Origin of the sequence: Rhodococcus sp. PvP016 (assembly GCF_017832185.1) — a bacterium.
Classification (GTDB): domain Bacteria; phylum Actinomycetota; class Actinomycetes; order Mycobacteriales; family Mycobacteriaceae; genus Rhodococcoides.
On record NZ_JAFIBH010000001.1, the window covers coordinates 3,881,573 to 3,896,904 of the forward strand.

Here is a 15,332-nt window from a genome sequence, read left to right on the forward strand (position 1 = left end):
ACCATGGCCGATCCTGACACCGCACGTCCCCGCATCACCATCGTCGGCAGCATCAACATGGACCTCGTCGCCCGCACCCCCACGCTGCCCGCACCGGGCGAGACGGTCCTCGGCAGCGGGTTCCGCACCTCCCCCGGCGGCAAGGGCGCCAATCAGGCGGTCGCCGCCGCTCGGGCGGGCGCCGAGGTCGTCTTCGTCGGAGCAGTCGGCTCCGACACCTTCGCGCTCGACCTGCGCGAGACCCTCGTCGGGGCCGAGGTCGACGCGTCGCTGCTGCGCGAGGTCGAGGGCGCGAGCGGCGTCGCGGTCATCACGGTCGACGACGCCGCGGAGAACTCCATCGTCGTCGTGGGCGGTGCCAACGAGACCCTGACCGAGCTCACGGCGGAGGAACTGGCTGCCGTCGCCGAGGCCGACGTCCTGTTGTGCCAACTCGAGACGCCCGTCGCCACGGTCGTCGCGGCGGCGCGGCACGCGCGCGCCAACGGCACGCTCGTGTTCCTCAATCCCTCACCCGTGCAACCGCTCTCCGACGATCTGCTGGGGCTCGTCGACGTCGCCGTCGTCAACCGCGACGAGGAGAACGCGCTGGGGGTCGACGCCCTCGCCCGCATTCCGCACGTGGTCACCACGCTCGGGGCGGACGGTGCCCGCCACCGCGGAGCCGACGGCGTCGTCACCGCTCATCCCTCGCCTGCCGTCGAAGCCGTCGACACCACGGGTGCCGGCGACGTCTTCGCCGGCACGCTGGCAGCCGCGTGGCGTGACGGCCCCGCCGCCGCGATACGGCGCGCATGTGCGGCCGGAGCCGTGTCCACCACGCGCGACGGTGCGGGGGCCTCGGCTCCCACCGTCGCCGAGGTCGACCGGGCGCTCGCCGGATCGCGTGACGCATGAGCACCCGTGAGCGCGCACAGGAGCTGCTGACCGACCTCGCCGGCCCCGATGCCGTTCTCCGCGAGGATCAGTGGACGGCGATCGAGGCGCTCGTCGTCCATCATCGACGCGCACTCGTGGTGCAGCGCACCGGGTGGGGAAAGTCGGCCGTGTACTTCATCGCCGCACGCCTGCTGCGCGAGCAGGGGCTCGGACCGACCGTCATCGTGTCGCCTCTGCTCGCGCTCATGCGCAACCAGGTCGCGGCTGCCGAGCGCGCCGGGGTCACCGCCGCCACCATCAACTCGGGCAACGTCACCGAGTGGGACGACGTCCACGCACGCGTCGCGGCCGGTGAACTGGACGTGCTGCTGGTGAGCCCGGAGCGGCTGAACAATCCGGACTTCCGCGATCAGGTGCTGCCCTCGCTCTCCGCGGACGCGGGGCTCGTCGTGGTGGACGAGGCGCACTGCGTCTCCGACTGGGGTCACGACTTCCGGCCGGACTATCGCCGCATCAGGTCGCTCATCGCCGAGTTGCGCGAGGGGGTTCCCGTTCTCGCCACCACCGCCACCGCGAACGATCGGGTGGTCGAGGACGTCGCGGCACAGCTCGGCGTCGGCGGCGCCGACACCACCGTGCTGCGTGGCGGTCTCCAGCGCGAGTCGCTGCACCTGTCCGTGGTCACCATCCCCGATCCGACGGCACGCATCGCCTGGCTCGCCGACCATCTCGAGACGCTGCCCGGCTCGGGCATCGTCTACTCGTTGACGGTCGCGGGAGCCAACGACCTCGCGGCGCTGCTGCGCGACCGGGGAATGGAGGTGGCCGCCTACACCGGCCAGACCGACCCGACGGAACGCGAAGCGGCGGAACAGGATCTGCTGCAGAACCGTGTGAAGGCGCTCATCGCGACCTCGGCGTTGGGCATGGGTTTCGACAAACCCGATCTGGGGTTCGTCGTGCACGTGGGTGCACCGTCGTCCCCCATCTCCTACTACCAGCAGGTGGGCCGCGCCGGACGCGCCACCGAGCGCGCCGACGTCGTCCTCCTGCCCGGACCGGAGGATCGGGAGATCTGGAGTTACTTCGCGTCCGTCGCCTTCCCCCGCGAGCACGTCGTGCGTCGGGTGCTGGAGGTTCTGGACACTGAGCGCGCCCAGTCGACCCAGGCTCTCGAACCGCTCGTCGAGCTCGGACGCACTCGCCTCGAGATGGTGCTCAAGGTCCTCGACGTCGACGGTGCCGTCCGGCGGGTCAAGGGTGGTTGGCTCGGCACCGGGGAACATTGGCACTACGACCGGGAACGGTACGAACGACTCGACGAGGCACGGCTGTCCGAACAGCGCGCGATGATCGAGTACCAGAGCACCGACGAGTGCCGGATGGCGTTCCTGCGCCGGCAACTCGACGACCCGTCCCTCACCGGGGACGCGGAGGCGGACCGGTGCGGGCGCTGCGACAACTGCACCGGGCAGCACCTCTCCGCGGACGTGTCGGCCGATCACGTGGAATCGACCCGTCGCCGTCTCGATCGACCCGGGCTGGACCTCGCCATCCGCAAGCAGTGGCCGACGGGACTGAAGAAGGTCGGCGTCGAGCTGTCGGGGAAGATCACCGACGGTCCGGAGACCGGCCGTATCCTCGGCCGCCTCACCGATCCGGTGTGGGGACCACGCCTGCGCGCGCTGACGGACGGCGAGGACGGTCCGGCACCCGACGGGCTCGAGGCCGCGTGCATCAAGGTTCTCGCGGAGTGGACGTGGGACGAGCGGCCCACCGGGCTGATGGTCATGGAGAGCGACTCTCGGCCGGCGTTGCTGAACGACCTCGGGGAGCGTCTGGCGAGGGTCGGCAGGCTGGAGCCATTGGGCGTACTGCACCGTCGGCCCGATGCGCGGCCGGTCTCGGGCGCGAACTCCGCGTTCCGCGTCGCCTCGTTGGTGGACGCCTTCGAGCCGCCCGATCTGACGGCGCACCACGGACCGGTCCTGCTAATCGATCTCTCCACCGACACCGGGTGGACGCTCACCATGGCGGCGCGGGCGCTCCGGCAGGCGGGGGCCGATGCGGTCCTGCCGTTCGCGTTGATCGGTCGCGGGTAGGCCGGAGGCCGGGCGGATGGACGAGAAGGGGTGGCCGGCGGCGCGCGACTAGTGTGACGAGGTGACGACAGCTACGCCCGATGCACCAGGTCGGCTTCCCAATCTCCGCCTTCTCTGGACCTTCATCCGCCCGCATCGCCGGTTGTTCCGCGTCGGTCTGCTCCTCGGTCTGCTGGTCACCGCGTCGTCCCTGGCCACTCCTCTGGTCACCAAGCGCCTGCTGGACTCGTTCGACGTCCCGGGCGCCACGCGGTCGGCCATCGTCCTGTTGGTCGGGCTCCTCGTCGTGGGGATCATCGTGGGTCTGGCTCAACGCCTGCTACTGGGAACCATGGCCGAACGCGTCGTGCTCGAGGCGCGATCGTCCATGGTGCGGCGCTTCTTCGGCGCCACCATCCCGGCGGTCACCGCTCGTCCCGCGGGCGAGATGCTCACGCGGGTCACGTCCGACACGATGCTGCTCCGCGAGGCGTCGTCCTGGGCGCTGGTCGAGATCGTCAACGGCAGCATCGCGATCGTGGGTGTCATCGTGCTCATGGCGACACTCGACCTCCCCCTCCTCGGGACGGCTCTGCTCGGCATCGGTCTGATCGGTGTCGCCGCCGGGTTCCTCATGCCGAAGGTGGCTCGCGCGCAACGCAATGCGCAGGAGGCGATGGGTCGGCTCGGCGGCATTCTGGAGGGCGCGTTGCGCGCCGTCCGCACGGTCAAGGCCAGTCGCGCGGAGAGTCGTTCGAGCGAGCTGGTCATCGAGGAGGCCCGCGTCTCGGCGTCCTACGGTATCCGGGCAGTGCGTCTCGAAGCCTGGGCGTGGACCATCACCGGTTCCGGGATCCAGCTCACCATCATCGCGGTGCTCGGCGTGGGCGCTTATCGGGTGAGCTCGGGAGCGCTGGCCGTCTCCAGCCTGGTCGCGTTCCTGCTCTACGCGTTCCAGTTGGTGGGCCCGGTCGCCCAGCTCACGCTCTACGTCTCGCAGCTGCAGCGCGGCATCGCCGCCGCGGCCCGCATTCGCGAGGTGCAGGTGATGGACCTGGAGAAGGAAGCGCCCACCGCGGTGGCGGACCTGCCTGCGAGCGCGGAGGTCTCGGCGCTCGCTCTCACTCGGGTCACGGCCGGGTACGGCGATGAGGGCGCCGCGGTGAACGCGATCGACATGAGCATTCCGTCGCGCGGCCACACCGCCGTCGTCGGACCGTCGGGCGCCGGCAAGACGACGCTGTTCTCGTTGATCCTGCGCTTCCTCGAACCGCGGGACGGCGAACTCGCCCTGAACGGTGTCCCGTACTCGGCGTTGTCGCACAGTCAGATCCGCGCGCGCATCGGCTACGTCGAACAGGCCACACCCACACTGCCGGGCACGATCGCCGACAATCTCCGGCTCACCCACCCGGACGCGACCGACGCCGAGCTGTGGGCGGCACTCGAACGCGTTCGGCTGGCCGAGAAGATCGAGCTGCTGCCGGACGGTCTCGCCACCGAGTTGCGCGATTCGGCGGTCTCGGGCGGCGAACGTCAGCGCATCGCGTTGGCCCGTGCCATCGTCCGCCCACCGGACATCCTGCTGCTAGACGAGGCCACCGCGCAGGTGGACGGCATCACCGAGGCCGCCATCCACGACGCCATCCGGGATTTGTCCGTGCACGGTGCCGTCGTGACCATCGCGCACCGCCTGTCGACGGTCATCGACGCGGACACCATCTTCGTACTCGAGCGCGGACGCGTCCGCGCGAAGGGAACGCACCGCGAGCTGCTGGACACCGACACCCTGTACCGGGATCTCGTCGAGGCGCTACGTATCGCCGTCTGACGCCGCGGCCACCAGTCGGCGGGCCGTCTCGTCGGCCGACGTCGGATCGGTGTCGACGGCCGTGACGCGCACCCCGGTGCTGACCAGATCGCCGGCCAGTTGCGCGGCGAGCCGATCGATGACGACGGAGGCCAGCGACGACGCGTCCAGCCCCGCGTCGCCTGCGGTCGGCAGGCAGCGCGGAACGAGGATGAGCCCGGAATGCTGGCACACCATGTGCCGTGCGGCCGCCCGCGCGGTGATGAAGTGGGCGCGCAGCGCGTCCAGGACCGGACGTTCGAGATCCGCGACCTCGGTGCGATCGAGCCGACGCGCCGACGCTTCCGAGGGGGTCGCGCGCGACGCCCGGCCGGGGACGATGACGTCGATCGACACGTCGATGCTCCCGGAACAGGCGGCGACGACGTCCACGTACTCGTCGACGTCGACCTCGTCCAGCACGTCGATGACGGCCGCCTCGGCGTGGCCACCGTCCGCGCGGATGATGTCGACGACGTGCTGCATCCTTGTCCGGGATCGTCCGGCGAGGTGCACGCGCGCTCCGTCGCGGGCCAGGGCGACGGCCAGACGGCCCCCGACGACACCGCCGCCCCCGTAGATCAGTGCGTTGGCTCCGTCGAGCAGCACGTCACGCTCCTCCGCCCACCCGGCGCCGACAGGAATTCCTGCCGCGGGATCGTCCGGCCGGTGGTCCTAGCGTACGGAGGACGAGACGCTGTCGTCCTCGGTTCGGTCGGCCTCGTCGGCGTCGTTCTCGACGGCCGCATCGGCGCCGTGGTCGACCGGTTCCGCGTCGTCGGTCGTGCGATGTGCGGCCAGGACGGCCACCGACACGGCCACCGTGACCAGTGCGGCGATCACCGACACGAGCGAGGTGACGATGCTTCCGCCCGCGGCCGCGTTCTCCAATGATCGGACCAGTTGGCCGAGGGGCGTGAAGAGTCCGACCGTGTCGGGGAGTCCACCGACCCCGCGCAGAACCAGTCCGCCGAGCACCACCTGGACGAGCCCGAGAACCCCGAGCACCACCCCGGCGCGGACGGCGCCGAGAGCGGTAAGCAGTGCACGCGCCGCGGTGGCCACCGCGGCGACCCAGACTCCGATCAGGACGGTCGAGATCATCGAGCCCGAGAGACTCGCGCCGGTGTCGGCGAACGTCAGGGCCAGCACCATGGTCGACGCGGTGGCCACCGCCCCCAGAACCGCGGCGCGGGCGCGCGGGACGAAGAACCCCACGAGCGCTGCTGCGACAAGCGCGAACGCCGCCGCGAGGTAGGGCCACGCGTCCGAAGCGGACCGCACCACGTACGAGGTACCCCCACCGGCCGGATCGGATTCGATCCGCTCCGCTGCAGGGAGTGAGGTGGACGCTTTCTCCACGTTGGTGCGCAGGGTGGAGAACATGGTCTCCATCGGGCCGACTCCCCCGACCAGACGTGTGGTGCCGTCCACGAGGCGTACCCCGCCGTCGTCGAGCAGGACGAGGCCGTCGCGCAGCTGCGCGGAACCGTCGGTGGCACGCACCATGCCGTCGACGAACTCCGAGGACGGGTCGTCGAGTTGGTACGCCACCGTCCGCGCACCGTCGCGGAGCGTCTGCAGATCCGTCATCACCCCGGCGTTCAGTCCCTGGGTGCGCAGCAGGTCGAGGACCGGCCGCAGCTGATCGGCGGACGCGGCGGCGCCCGGATCGGTGGACGCGGCGAGCGAGTCGAGAGTCTGCTGCACGATCAGTTCGATCTGGCCCTGCGCGGCTCCCACGCCGGTGAGGGCACCCACCACGCGGTCGACTCCTCCGCTCACCTGCGACGAGCCGTCACCGAGCTGCCAGAGACCGGCGCGGAGCTGGGTCATACCGTCGGCGAGTTCGGCCGACCCGTCGCGGGCCTGGTGCAGGCCGTCCGACATCTGGTGAGCGCCGTCGTCCAACTCCACGCTGCCGTCGGACAGCTCGGCCATGCCGCCGCTCAGGATCTGCAGCGGCAGGACCGTGTTGGTCAACGCGGCCCGACTCGACCCGAGCGGGTCCGTCGTCGACCCGCCCGCAGTGGCGGCGACGGTGACGGTGCCGGTGGTGGCGGGGCGGTCGGTCTGCGAGACCCAGAACACTCCGGCCGCCACGGTGGGGAGCAGAACGGCGAGCACCATCGCGACGGGGGTCGAACTGGCTGCACCGACACGTGCAGCCGCGCCTCGCAGTCGGGCGGGCCGGGGAAGTCTGACCGTGGGAGTCATAGTGTGCCGGACATTAGCCATCACCGAACGGGAACGGTGGGTGCCTCGCCGGTGCTCTGACCATTTATTTCGCCGTCGTCGAGACCATTCAGTCTTGATCACCCTGTTCACACTGGTCACAGCAGCCCCACGCCGCGGTGTCGCTGAGAGGGTTCCCGCACCTCCCGCACCCATGCTTGCGTCCCGCACGCGTGTTGCTCGGCGAGGCGGGGTGCGCGGAGGCAGCATGGGTGCGGGACGGCCGCGGCAGTCCCCGAAGACCCGACGCAGGCATCGCCGTGTGACCACACTCACAAGGGGCGAACGTACTGGCGATAGGCGCGCCATTCCCGCGCCTGACGACGAGGGCGCCTGACATGTCCGGTCGGTCTTGTTACGTTCGTCTGCAATATGACGCCAGTGTTACAGAGAGCCGCCCCGACCGACGACATCGATTTCTCGTTCCGCCCACCACGCGTGGCCGACGGGACGCGATTGTGGGAGATCGCGAGGGACTCCCGAGTACTGGACGTGAATTCCAGTTACTCGTACGTGCTGTGGTGCCGCGATTTCTCCGACACCTCGATCGTGGCAGTGGACGCCGATGACCGTCCGGTCGGCTTCGTCACCGGATACATCCGTCCCGATGCCGACGACACCCTGTTCGTCTGGCAGGTCGCAGTCGACTCCGACCAGCGCGGGCACGGCTTGGCCGTGCGCATGCTGCAGGGCCTCGTCGACCGCACCACGCCACGCGGAGCACGCCTCCTCGAGACCACCATCAGCCCCGACAACGACGCGTCGATCGCCCTCTTCACGTCCCTGGCGCGACGACGCGACACCACCATCACCCGACGAGATCTGTTCGCAGCGGCGGATTTTCCCGACAGCCACGAGCCGGAGGACCTCTACACGGTCGGCCCGTTCGACGGCACGCTCGCCGACACTTCCGACGACCACACCCGAAGGACCTCGATGACCACCAGCATCACCCCGACCGACACCACCACCGACATCTTCGAGGCCCGCGAGTCGCAGGTCCGCAGCTACAGCCGACAGTGGCCCGCGGTGTTCGACACCGCGCAGGGTTCGTGGATCACCGACGAGAACGGCCGTCGTTATCTCGACTTCTTCGCCGGAGCCGGTGCACTGAATTACGGCCACAACAATCCCGTGCTCAAGCAGGCACTGGTCGACTACATCATGCGGGACGGCATCACACACGGTCTCGACATGTCCACCGTCGCGAAACGCGAATTCCTCGAGTCGTTCACCACGCGCATTCTCGAGCCGCGCGGGCTGGACTACAAGGTGCAATTCCCCGGACCCACCGGAACGAACACCGTGGAAGCCGCGCTCAAATTGGCGCGAAAGGTCACCGGCCGTTCCTCGGTCATCAACTTCACGAACGCGTTCCACGGCATGACGCTCGGCGCGCTGTCCGTCACCGGCAACTCCATGAAGCGCGCCGGAGCCGGTATCCCGCTCGTCCACGCGACCCCGATGCCGTTCGACAACTACTTCGGCGGTGCCACGGACGACTTCCAGTGGATGGAACGAGTGCTGGACGACTCGGGAAGCGGCATCAACCGCCCCGCGGCCGTCATCGTCGAGACGGTCCAGGGCGAGGGCGGCGTCAACGTCGCCCGTGCCGAATGGCTGCGCGGACTCGCGGACCTGCTGAAGCGCCGCGACATCCTGCTGATCGTGGACGACGTGCAGATGGGCGTCGGCCGCACGGGCCCGTTCTTCTCCTTCGAGGACGCCGGCATCGTGCCGGACATCGTCACGCTGTCGAAGTCGATCGGCGGCTACGGCATGCCGATGGCACTGACCCTCATGCGCCCGGAACTCGACGTCTGGGGCCCCGGCGAGCACAACGGCACGTTCCGCGGCAACAGCCCGGCCTTCGTCACCAGCAAGGCCGCGCTCGACCACTACTGGGCCGACGGCGCGTTCGAGGCGTCGATCCTGGCCAAGGGCGAGCGCATCCAGGACGCGTTCATCGACCTCTCGGCCCGCTTCGAGGGTCTGAGCACCCGCGGCCGCGGCATGGTCCAGGGCCTCGTGTTCGAGGACGCGGAGAAGGCGTCGAAGGTCACCGCGCTCGCCTACGACAAGGGCCTGCTCGCCGAGACGTCCGGTCCCTCCGACGAGGTGGTGAAGCTGCTTCCGCCGCTCACCATCACCGAGGAGGATCTCGATCACGGCCTCGGCATCCTGGCCGACGCCACCGCGACCGTCTGCTCCTGACCGAATCGCGTTCCGCACGTCTGCACAGCACGAGGAGGACCACATGATCGTTCGCACCACCGAGGCCATCACCGGAACCGAGCGCGACATCGCGAGCGAGGACGGCCAGTGGCGGTCCAAGCGGATCGTCCTGGGCGGTGACCGGGTCGGGTTCTCGTTCCACGAGACCACCATCGAGCCGAACACCGTCAACAACTTCCACTACGCCAACCACGTCGAGGCCGTCTGGCTCATCGAGGGCGAGGGCACGCTCACCGACCGCGAGACCGGAGAGACGTACGACCTGGGTCCGGGATCGATGTACCTGCTGAACGGGCACGAGCGTCACACGGTGGAGACGCGGACCCGCATGCGGATGCTGTGCGTGTTCAACCCGCCCGTCGTCGGCAACGAGCGTCACGACGAGAACGGTGTCTACCCGTTGATCGAGGTTCCTGCCTGACGTCAGGGGCGGACCGAACACACCTTGCCGCGAGCGGACACACACTTCCGCATGCTGCAGGGTGTGTTCGCTCTGTGGCAGGTGTGTACACATCCCACCCCGCCGCCCCACCCCAGCCGGCGCGGCGACCTACTCTGGAGAGCGTGACCTCGGTTTCCCCACGCTCTCTCGATCGGTCGCCGCGCAGCGCCCTCTCTCTGCAGGACGCGATGGCCGACGGCCGCGTCGTCGCCTTGACCGGTGCCGGGATGTCCACGGACTCGGGAATTCCCGACTACCGCGGCCCGGACTCTCCACCGCGTGACCCGATGACGTTCCAGCAGTTCATCGGCGACGACGATTTCCGACGTCATTACTGGGCTCGCAACCACGTCGGCTGGCGCCACATGGACGCCACCCGCCCCAATGCCGGCCACCGTGCCCTCGCCGAGCTCGAGCGCATGGGCACCGTCACCGGCGTCATCACGCAGAACGTCGACATGCTGCACACCAAGGCCGGCTCCCGCTCGGTGATCGACCTGCACGGCGTGTACGGCCGGGTCCGTTGCCTCGACTGCGATCGCCTCGTCTCCCGCGTCGCTCTCGACGAACGTCTGACCGCTGCCAATCCCGGTTTCATCGAGTCCGTGGTCGGCGCCGACGGCGTCGAGATCGCCCCGGACGCCGACGCGATCATCGAGAGCACCGCCCACTTCCGCATGGTCGGCTGCGAGGTGTGCGGCGGCATCCTCAAACCCGACATCGTCTACTTCGGCGAGAGCGTGCCCAAGCCGCGCGTCCGCAGCGCCTACGACATGGTCGACGCCGCGCGCTCGCTCGTGGTGCTGGGGTCCTCGCTCACCGTCATGTCCGGACTGCGCTTCGTCCGACACGCGTGGAAGAACGACATCCCGGTGTTCATCGTCAACCGAGGGCGCACCCGCGGGGACGAGTTCGCCGCCCAGAAGATCGAGGCCGGCTGCTCCGAGGTCCTGGCGTCCTTTCTGTGACGGACGGCAGGGCCGTCGGCGGTGCCCCATGGGCAGTCGCGGCGGTCTTCTTCGTCAACGGTGCGGTGCTCGGTAACTGGGCGCCGCGCCTGCCTGCGATCCGTGACGCTCTCGGGCTCGACGCGTCGGTGCTCGGTCTGGCGCTCGCGGGGGTCGGCACCGGCGGTCTCCTCGCCACTCCCCTGGCCGCCCTCGGAATCCGGCGGCTCGGCAGTCGCCGAGTCGTCCTGCTCTCCGCGACGGTGCTGTGCCTGGCGTTCGTGCTCCCGGCTCTCGCCGGGACGTGGTGGGCACTCGCACTCGCTCTCGCCGTCCTGGGCGGGGCCGACGCCGTCATGGACGTGGCGATGAACGCGCAGGGGGTGATCGTCGAGAAGCACCGGCGGCGTTCGCTTCTCAACCGTTTCCACGCGGCGTGGAGCGCAGGGGCCGTCACCGGCGGCCTCACGGGCGCCGCCGCAGCCGGCATCGGACTCGCCGTACTCGTCCACTTCGCTCTCGTCGGTGGCGTCCTGCTGGTGCTCGCACTGGTGGCTCACCGCTCGCTGGTTCCCGACGGACGCGCCGCGCCCGACACCGTCCCTCGATCGTCCGGCCGGGGTCCACGGCGCGTGTTCTCCGGCGCCCTGGCGTTGCTCGGCGGGCTCGTGCTGGTGTGTGCCCTGGTCGAGGACGTGCCGCAGTCCTGGGGTGCGATCTACTCCACCGATCTCGGAGCCGGGCCGGGACTGGCGGGACTCACCGTCGTGGCCTTCTCGTCCGCAATGTTCGTCGGGCGCCTCGTCGGTGATGCCGTGGTGGACCGCGTCGGACGCCACGCCGTGCTGATGGGCGGCGCACTGCTCATCGCGGCCGCGTTCCTGGCGGCACCCGTGGTGAGCTCGCCCGTGATCGCCCCGGTGATGTTCGCCGTTGCGGGATTCGGTGCGGCACCGATCTTTCCGGCTGCGTTCGGGTTGGCCGGCCGACTCCCCGGTATCACCGCGGGCACGGCTCTCACGGTGGTGTCGCTGATCGCCCGCATAGGGGTGCTGCTGGCACCCGTCGCGTTCGGTTCCCTCGCGGAGCTGACCGGCTTCGGCTGGGCATTGTGGTCGATGGTCGCCGCCGGTGTCGCGGTGGCGTTGCTGGCCCTCGCACTGCGGCGCGTGCTCGCCGCGTCGGCTCCGGCCTGACCGGTCGCTCAGCCCGGGACGAGGTCGTCCGCGTGCACCACGGGACGCCGGGCCTCGGGGGCGAGGTCGCCCGTCGAGCGACCGATCATGCCGGCGAGCTCCGCCGCGTCGTAGGCGACGACTCCGCGCGCGACCACGGTGCCGTCGACGCCGTGCAGGGTCACCACGTCGCCGGCGTCGAACGAGCCACTGACCGAGACGATTCCTGCCGACAGCAGTGAGCGTCGTCGGCCGATCACCGCGGTGACGGCGCCGTCGTCGAGCGTGAGGGCGCCGGCGGTGTCCGCGGCATGACGGACCCAGAAACGGCGGGCCGACAACCTGTTCGGGCGCGCGGTGAACGTGGTTCCCACCAGTCCACCACTCAGGGCGGAGGCCGCCTCGGACGCCGCCGCCAGCAGGACGGGAACACCCGCGTCCGCTGCCAGGCGGGCTGCGGACAACTTGGACGCCATGCCGCCGGTGCCGAGGGAGCCGCCCGATCCGGCGACGACGCCGTCGAGATCCTCGGGACTCGCGACCTCGCGGACGAAGGTCGCGTCGGGGTCCTTGCGGGGGTCGCCGTCGTAGAGGCCGTCGACGTCGGACAGCAGCAGCAACGCGTCCGCCCCGACGAGGTGCGCGACCAGGGCTGCGAGGCGGTCGTTGTCGCCGAAGCGGATCTCGGCCGTCGCGACGGTGTCGTTCTCGTTGACGACGGCCACGGCGCCGAGCGAGCGCAGTCGGTCGAACGTGCGCTGAGCGTTGCGGTGATTCGACCGACGGGCGATGTCGTCCGCCGTCAGCAGGACCTGACCGACGGTGCGACCGTAGCGGCCGAAGGAGGTGCCCCACGCGTGCGCCAGGGCCAACTGGCCGACACTGGCCGCGGCCTGCTTCGTCGCCAGGTCACGAGGCCGTTGCTTGAGACCCAGCGGCGCCATACCGGCACCGATCGCTCCGGACGACACGACGACGACGTCGGACCCGGCACGCATCCGAGCCTCGATCGCATCCGCCAACGCGTCCAGCCGGGCGAGGTCGAGCCCGGCCTCCATGCTGGTGAGGGCCGACGACCCGATCTTCACGACGATGCTGCGCGCCGACGCGATGATCTCCCGCGTACTCCGCTGCGGCTGGGTCGCGGTCACTGCTCGTCGCTCTCCAGCCCTCGACGGACACGGCGGGCGTGCTTGCGCTCGGGCGCGCCGATGCGCTCGACCTGGTCGATGCGCGAGTCGGTACCGCGGCCGGTCATCGTGACGTCGACACCGGCGGGGGTCTGCGGCTCCCATTCGAAGCTGACGTCGCCGATGGTCACGGACGCCCCGGGCTGTGCGCCCTGCTTGACCAGTTCCGCCTCGACACCGAGACGAGCGAGTCGGTCGGCGAGGTAACCGACGGCCTCGTCGTTGTCGAAGGCCGTCTGCATGACCCACCGCTCCGGGCGCTCGCCGCGCACGATGAAGCCGCCCGGCTCGTCGGGATCGGAGATGACGCTGAAGCCCGCCTTGTCGGTGGCGACGGGCCGGATGACCTGCCGACGCGCGACGGCCTTCGGATGATCGATGCGGTACTGCGCGACCAGTTCCGCGAGGGCGAAGGTCAAGGGCCGCAGACCTTCTCGGCTCACCGCGGAGATGGCGAAGACGGGCCAGCCGCGCGCCTCGAAGTCCTCGCGCACCATGTCGGCCAGTTCCTGTGCCTCGGGAACGTCCACTTTGTTGAGCACGACGATGCGCGGGCGATCGGCCAACTCGCCCAGGCCGGCGTCGCTCGACAGGGCGGGCGTGTACGCGGCCAGTTCGGCCTCCAGAGCGTCGACGTCGGACACGGGGTCGCGACCCGGATCGAGGGTCGCGCAGTCGACGACGTGGGCGAGCACGGCACAGCGCTCGAGGTGACGCAGGAAGTCCAGGCCCAGCCCCTTGCCCTGGCTGGCACCGGGGATGAGGCCGGGGACGTCGGCGACCGTGAACGTGGTGTCGCCGCTCGAGACGACGCCGAGGTTCGGGACCAGTGTCGTGAACGGGTAGTCGGCGATCTTCGGCTTGGCGGCCGAGAGCACGGAGACGAGAGACGACTTTCCGGCACTCGGGAAGCCGACCAGGCCGACGTCGGCCACGGACTTGAGCTCCAGGACCAGGTCGCGCTCGACCCCGTCCTCGCCGAGCAGCGCGAAGCCGGGCGCCTTGCGCGCTCGCGATGCGAGGGCAGCATTACCCAGGCCGCCGCGACCGCCGGCCGCCGCGTCGAAACGCGTGCCCTCGCCCACCAGGTCGGCGAGGATCCGGCCGTCGCTGTCGAGAACCATGGTGCCGTCCGGGACACCCAGGATCAGGTCCTCGCCGACGGCGCCGTCGCGATTGCTGCCGGCTCCCTGCGTGCCGTTCCCTGCCTTCGCGTGGGAGTGGAAGTGGAAGTCGAGAAGGGTGTGCACGCTCGGATCCACCACGAGGACCACGTCGCCGCCGCGGCCGCCGTTGCCGCCGTCCGGACCACCGAGGGGCTTGAACTTCTCCCGGTGGACGGAGGAGCACCCGTTACCGCCCTTTCCCGCACTGACGTGCAGGGTGACACGGTCGACGAAACGCGACATGGGTGGAGGGTCCTTCCGAAAGGCAGATGATGCTGAACTGCTGAGAGATCGGCGGCCGACAGGGCGCCGAGGGGTGAAACGCCGTCAGGGGCGGACGGAGGACGAGCCCTCCGAACCGCCCCTGACGGGAACGTGCACTGACGTCGCGCGAACGGCCGAAGCCGGACCTCGCGGGCGCCGCAGGAGAATCAGGCCTCCGCGGCGGCCGGGACGATGTTGACGGTCTTGCGGCCACGCTTGGTGCCGAAGAGAACTGCACCCGCCGAGAGGGCGAAGAGCGTGTCGTCGCCGCCACGGCCGACGTTCACACCGGGGTGGAAGTGGGTGCCGCGCTGACGGACGAGGATCTCGCCCGCGCTGACCGACTGTCCGCCGAAGCGCTTGACGCCGAGACGCTGAGCATTGGAATCGCGACCGTTGCGTGAGCTGGACGCGCCCTTCTTGTGTGCCATGAGAAACCCTCCCGGGGTTGGTGGAGCCGGTGCCGTGATGGACGAGCCCTGGTGGAACGAGCCGTGGTGACGCAGAGACGCCGGATGGAGACCGGTATCAGGACTTACTTGATGCCGGTGACCTTCAGGACGGTCAGCTTCTGCCGGTGTCCCTGACGCTTGTGGTACCCGGTCTTGTTCTTGAACTTGTGGATGCGGATCTTCGGGCCCTTGGTGTGCTCGACGACCTCACCGGTGACGGTGATGCCGGCCAGCTTGTCGGCCCCGGTGGTCAGCTCGGACCCGTCGACGACGAGAACAGGAGCAAGCGAGACAGCCGTTCCGGGCGCTCCCTCGATCTTCTCGACCTTGACGAGGTCACCTACAGCGACCTTGTACTGCTTTCCGCCGGTCTTGACGATCGCGTACGTTGCCATCGGAGGGCTACCCCTTGCTTCT

At 69.8% G+C, this 15,332-nt stretch carries 13 protein-coding genes and 1 pseudogene; 8 read left to right on the forward strand and 6 right to left on the reverse strand.

The features are described from left to right. Positions 1–3: 3 nt before the first annotated feature. The 3 genes from JOE30_RS18050 to JOE30_RS18060 all read left to right on the forward strand — a co-directional run bounded on the left by JOE30_RS18050 (position 4) and on the right by JOE30_RS18060 (position 4,791). Complete coding sequence (locus tag JOE30_RS18050) at positions 4–897, forward strand: PfkB family carbohydrate kinase (protein ID WP_204868358.1); 894 nt, start codon at positions 4–6, stop codon at positions 895–897. Further along, positions 894–2,981, forward strand: coding sequence for a RecQ family ATP-dependent DNA helicase (locus tag JOE30_RS18055; RefSeq protein WP_204868359.1), 2,088 nt, complete (start codon positions 894–896; stop codon positions 2,979–2,981). The genes JOE30_RS18050 and JOE30_RS18055 overlap by 4 nt, the downstream gene beginning before the upstream one ends. A gap of 61 nt (positions 2,982–3,042) precedes the next feature. Beyond that, positions 3,043–4,791, forward strand: coding sequence for an ABC transporter ATP-binding protein (locus JOE30_RS18060; protein ID WP_204868360.1), 1,749 nt, complete (start codon positions 3,043–3,045; stop codon positions 4,789–4,791). On the opposite strand, the gene JOE30_RS18065 is transcribed toward JOE30_RS18060, so the two are convergent. Together JOE30_RS18065 and JOE30_RS18070 are read right to left on the reverse strand one after the other, a co-directional pair. Beyond that, complete coding sequence (locus JOE30_RS18065) at positions 4,774–5,418, reverse strand: SDR family NAD(P)-dependent oxidoreductase (protein WP_204868361.1); 645 nt, start codon at positions 5,416–5,418, stop codon at positions 4,774–4,776. The two genes, JOE30_RS18060 and JOE30_RS18065, sit on opposite strands and share 18 nt — an antisense overlap. Positions 5,419–5,484: 66 nt before the next feature. Continuing rightward, positions 5,485–7,026, reverse strand: coding sequence for a hypothetical protein (locus JOE30_RS18070; RefSeq protein WP_204868363.1), 1,542 nt, complete (start codon positions 7,024–7,026; stop codon positions 5,485–5,487). 390 nt (positions 7,027–7,416) lie between these two features. Here JOE30_RS18070 and ectA point away from each other — a divergent pair. The 5 genes and pseudogenes from ectA to JOE30_RS18090 form a co-directional block, all read left to right on the forward strand. After that, positions 7,417–7,920 (forward strand): annotated as a pseudogene (gene ectA / locus JOE30_RS21400) (diaminobutyrate acetyltransferase); the annotation flags it as partial. A gap of 60 nt (positions 7,921–7,980) precedes the next feature. Beyond that, a complete protein-coding gene (ectB, locus tag JOE30_RS18075; RefSeq protein ID WP_239533064.1) occupies positions 7,981–9,258 on the forward strand; it encodes a diaminobutyrate--2-oxoglutarate transaminase in 1,278 nt (425 codons plus the stop codon). A gap of 43 nt (positions 9,259–9,301) precedes the next feature. After that, positions 9,302–9,700: an ectoine synthase gene (locus tag JOE30_RS18080; protein ID WP_204868365.1), complete on the forward strand. Its 399-nt coding sequence runs from the start codon at positions 9,302–9,304 to the stop codon at positions 9,698–9,700. Positions 9,701–9,909: 209 nt separating this feature from the next. After that, entirely contained in the window at positions 9,910–10,689 is a 780-nt protein-coding gene (locus JOE30_RS18085) for a Sir2 family NAD-dependent protein deacetylase (RefSeq protein WP_204870535.1), read from the forward strand. Further along, positions 10,686–11,864, forward strand: a complete 1,179-nt coding sequence (locus JOE30_RS18090; protein WP_204868366.1) for an MFS transporter — start codon at positions 10,686–10,688, stop codon at positions 11,862–11,864. Before JOE30_RS18085 ends, JOE30_RS18090 begins: the two co-directional genes overlap by 4 nt. 8 nt (positions 11,865–11,872) lie before the next feature. On the opposite strand, the gene proB is transcribed toward JOE30_RS18090, so the two are convergent. The 4 genes from proB to rplU form a co-directional block, all read right to left on the reverse strand. Continuing rightward, positions 11,873–12,994, reverse strand: coding sequence for a glutamate 5-kinase (gene proB / locus JOE30_RS18095; protein ID WP_204868367.1), 1,122 nt, complete (start codon positions 12,992–12,994; stop codon positions 11,873–11,875). After that, positions 12,991–14,442: a GTPase ObgE gene (obgE, locus tag JOE30_RS18100; RefSeq protein ID WP_027505671.1), complete on the reverse strand. Its 1,452-nt coding sequence runs from the start codon at positions 14,440–14,442 to the stop codon at positions 12,991–12,993. The genes proB and obgE overlap by 4 nt, the downstream gene beginning before the upstream one ends. A gap of 188 nt (positions 14,443–14,630) precedes the next feature. Further along, positions 14,631–14,894 (reverse strand): 50S ribosomal protein L27, encoded by a 264-nt coding sequence (gene rpmA / locus JOE30_RS18105; protein WP_027505670.1) that lies wholly within the window; start codon positions 14,892–14,894, stop codon positions 14,631–14,633. 104 nt (positions 14,895–14,998) lie between these two features. Then, on the reverse strand, positions 14,999–15,310 hold the full coding sequence (gene rplU, locus JOE30_RS18110) for a 50S ribosomal protein L21 (RefSeq protein WP_027505669.1): 312 nt from the start codon (positions 15,308–15,310) through the stop codon (positions 14,999–15,001). Between the last annotated feature and the right edge of the window lie 22 nt (positions 15,311–15,332).

What these genes read in the sequence shown, in the direction of transcription:
- JOE30_RS18050 (WP_204868358.1), top strand. Translation starts at nt 4, where the DNA reads ATGGCCGATCCTGACACCGCACGTCCCCGCATCACCATCGTCGGCAGC.
- JOE30_RS18055 (WP_204868359.1), top strand. Translation starts at nt 894, where the DNA reads ATGAGCACCCGTGAGCGCGCACAGGAGCTGCTGACCGACCTCGCCGGC.
- JOE30_RS18070 (WP_204868363.1), bottom strand. Translation starts at nt 7,026, where the DNA reads ATGACTCCCACGGTCAGACTTCCCCGGCCCGCCCGACTGCGAGGCGCG.
- ectB (WP_239533064.1), top strand. Translation starts at nt 7,981, where the DNA reads ATGACCACCAGCATCACCCCGACCGACACCACCACCGACATCTTCGAG.
- JOE30_RS18080 (WP_204868365.1), top strand. Translation starts at nt 9,302, where the DNA reads ATGATCGTTCGCACCACCGAGGCCATCACCGGAACCGAGCGCGACATC.
- JOE30_RS18085 (WP_204870535.1), top strand. Translation starts at nt 9,910, where the DNA reads ATGGCCGACGGCCGCGTCGTCGCCTTGACCGGTGCCGGGATGTCCACG.
- obgE (WP_027505671.1), bottom strand. Translation starts at nt 14,442, where the DNA reads ATGTCGCGTTTCGTCGACCGTGTCACCCTGCACGTCAGTGCGGGAAAG.
- rpmA (WP_027505670.1), bottom strand. Translation starts at nt 14,894, where the DNA reads ATGGCACACAAGAAGGGCGCGTCCAGCTCACGCAACGGTCGCGATTCC.
- rplU (WP_027505669.1), bottom strand. Translation starts at nt 15,310, where the DNA reads ATGGCAACGTACGCGATCGTCAAGACCGGCGGAAAGCAGTACAAGGTC.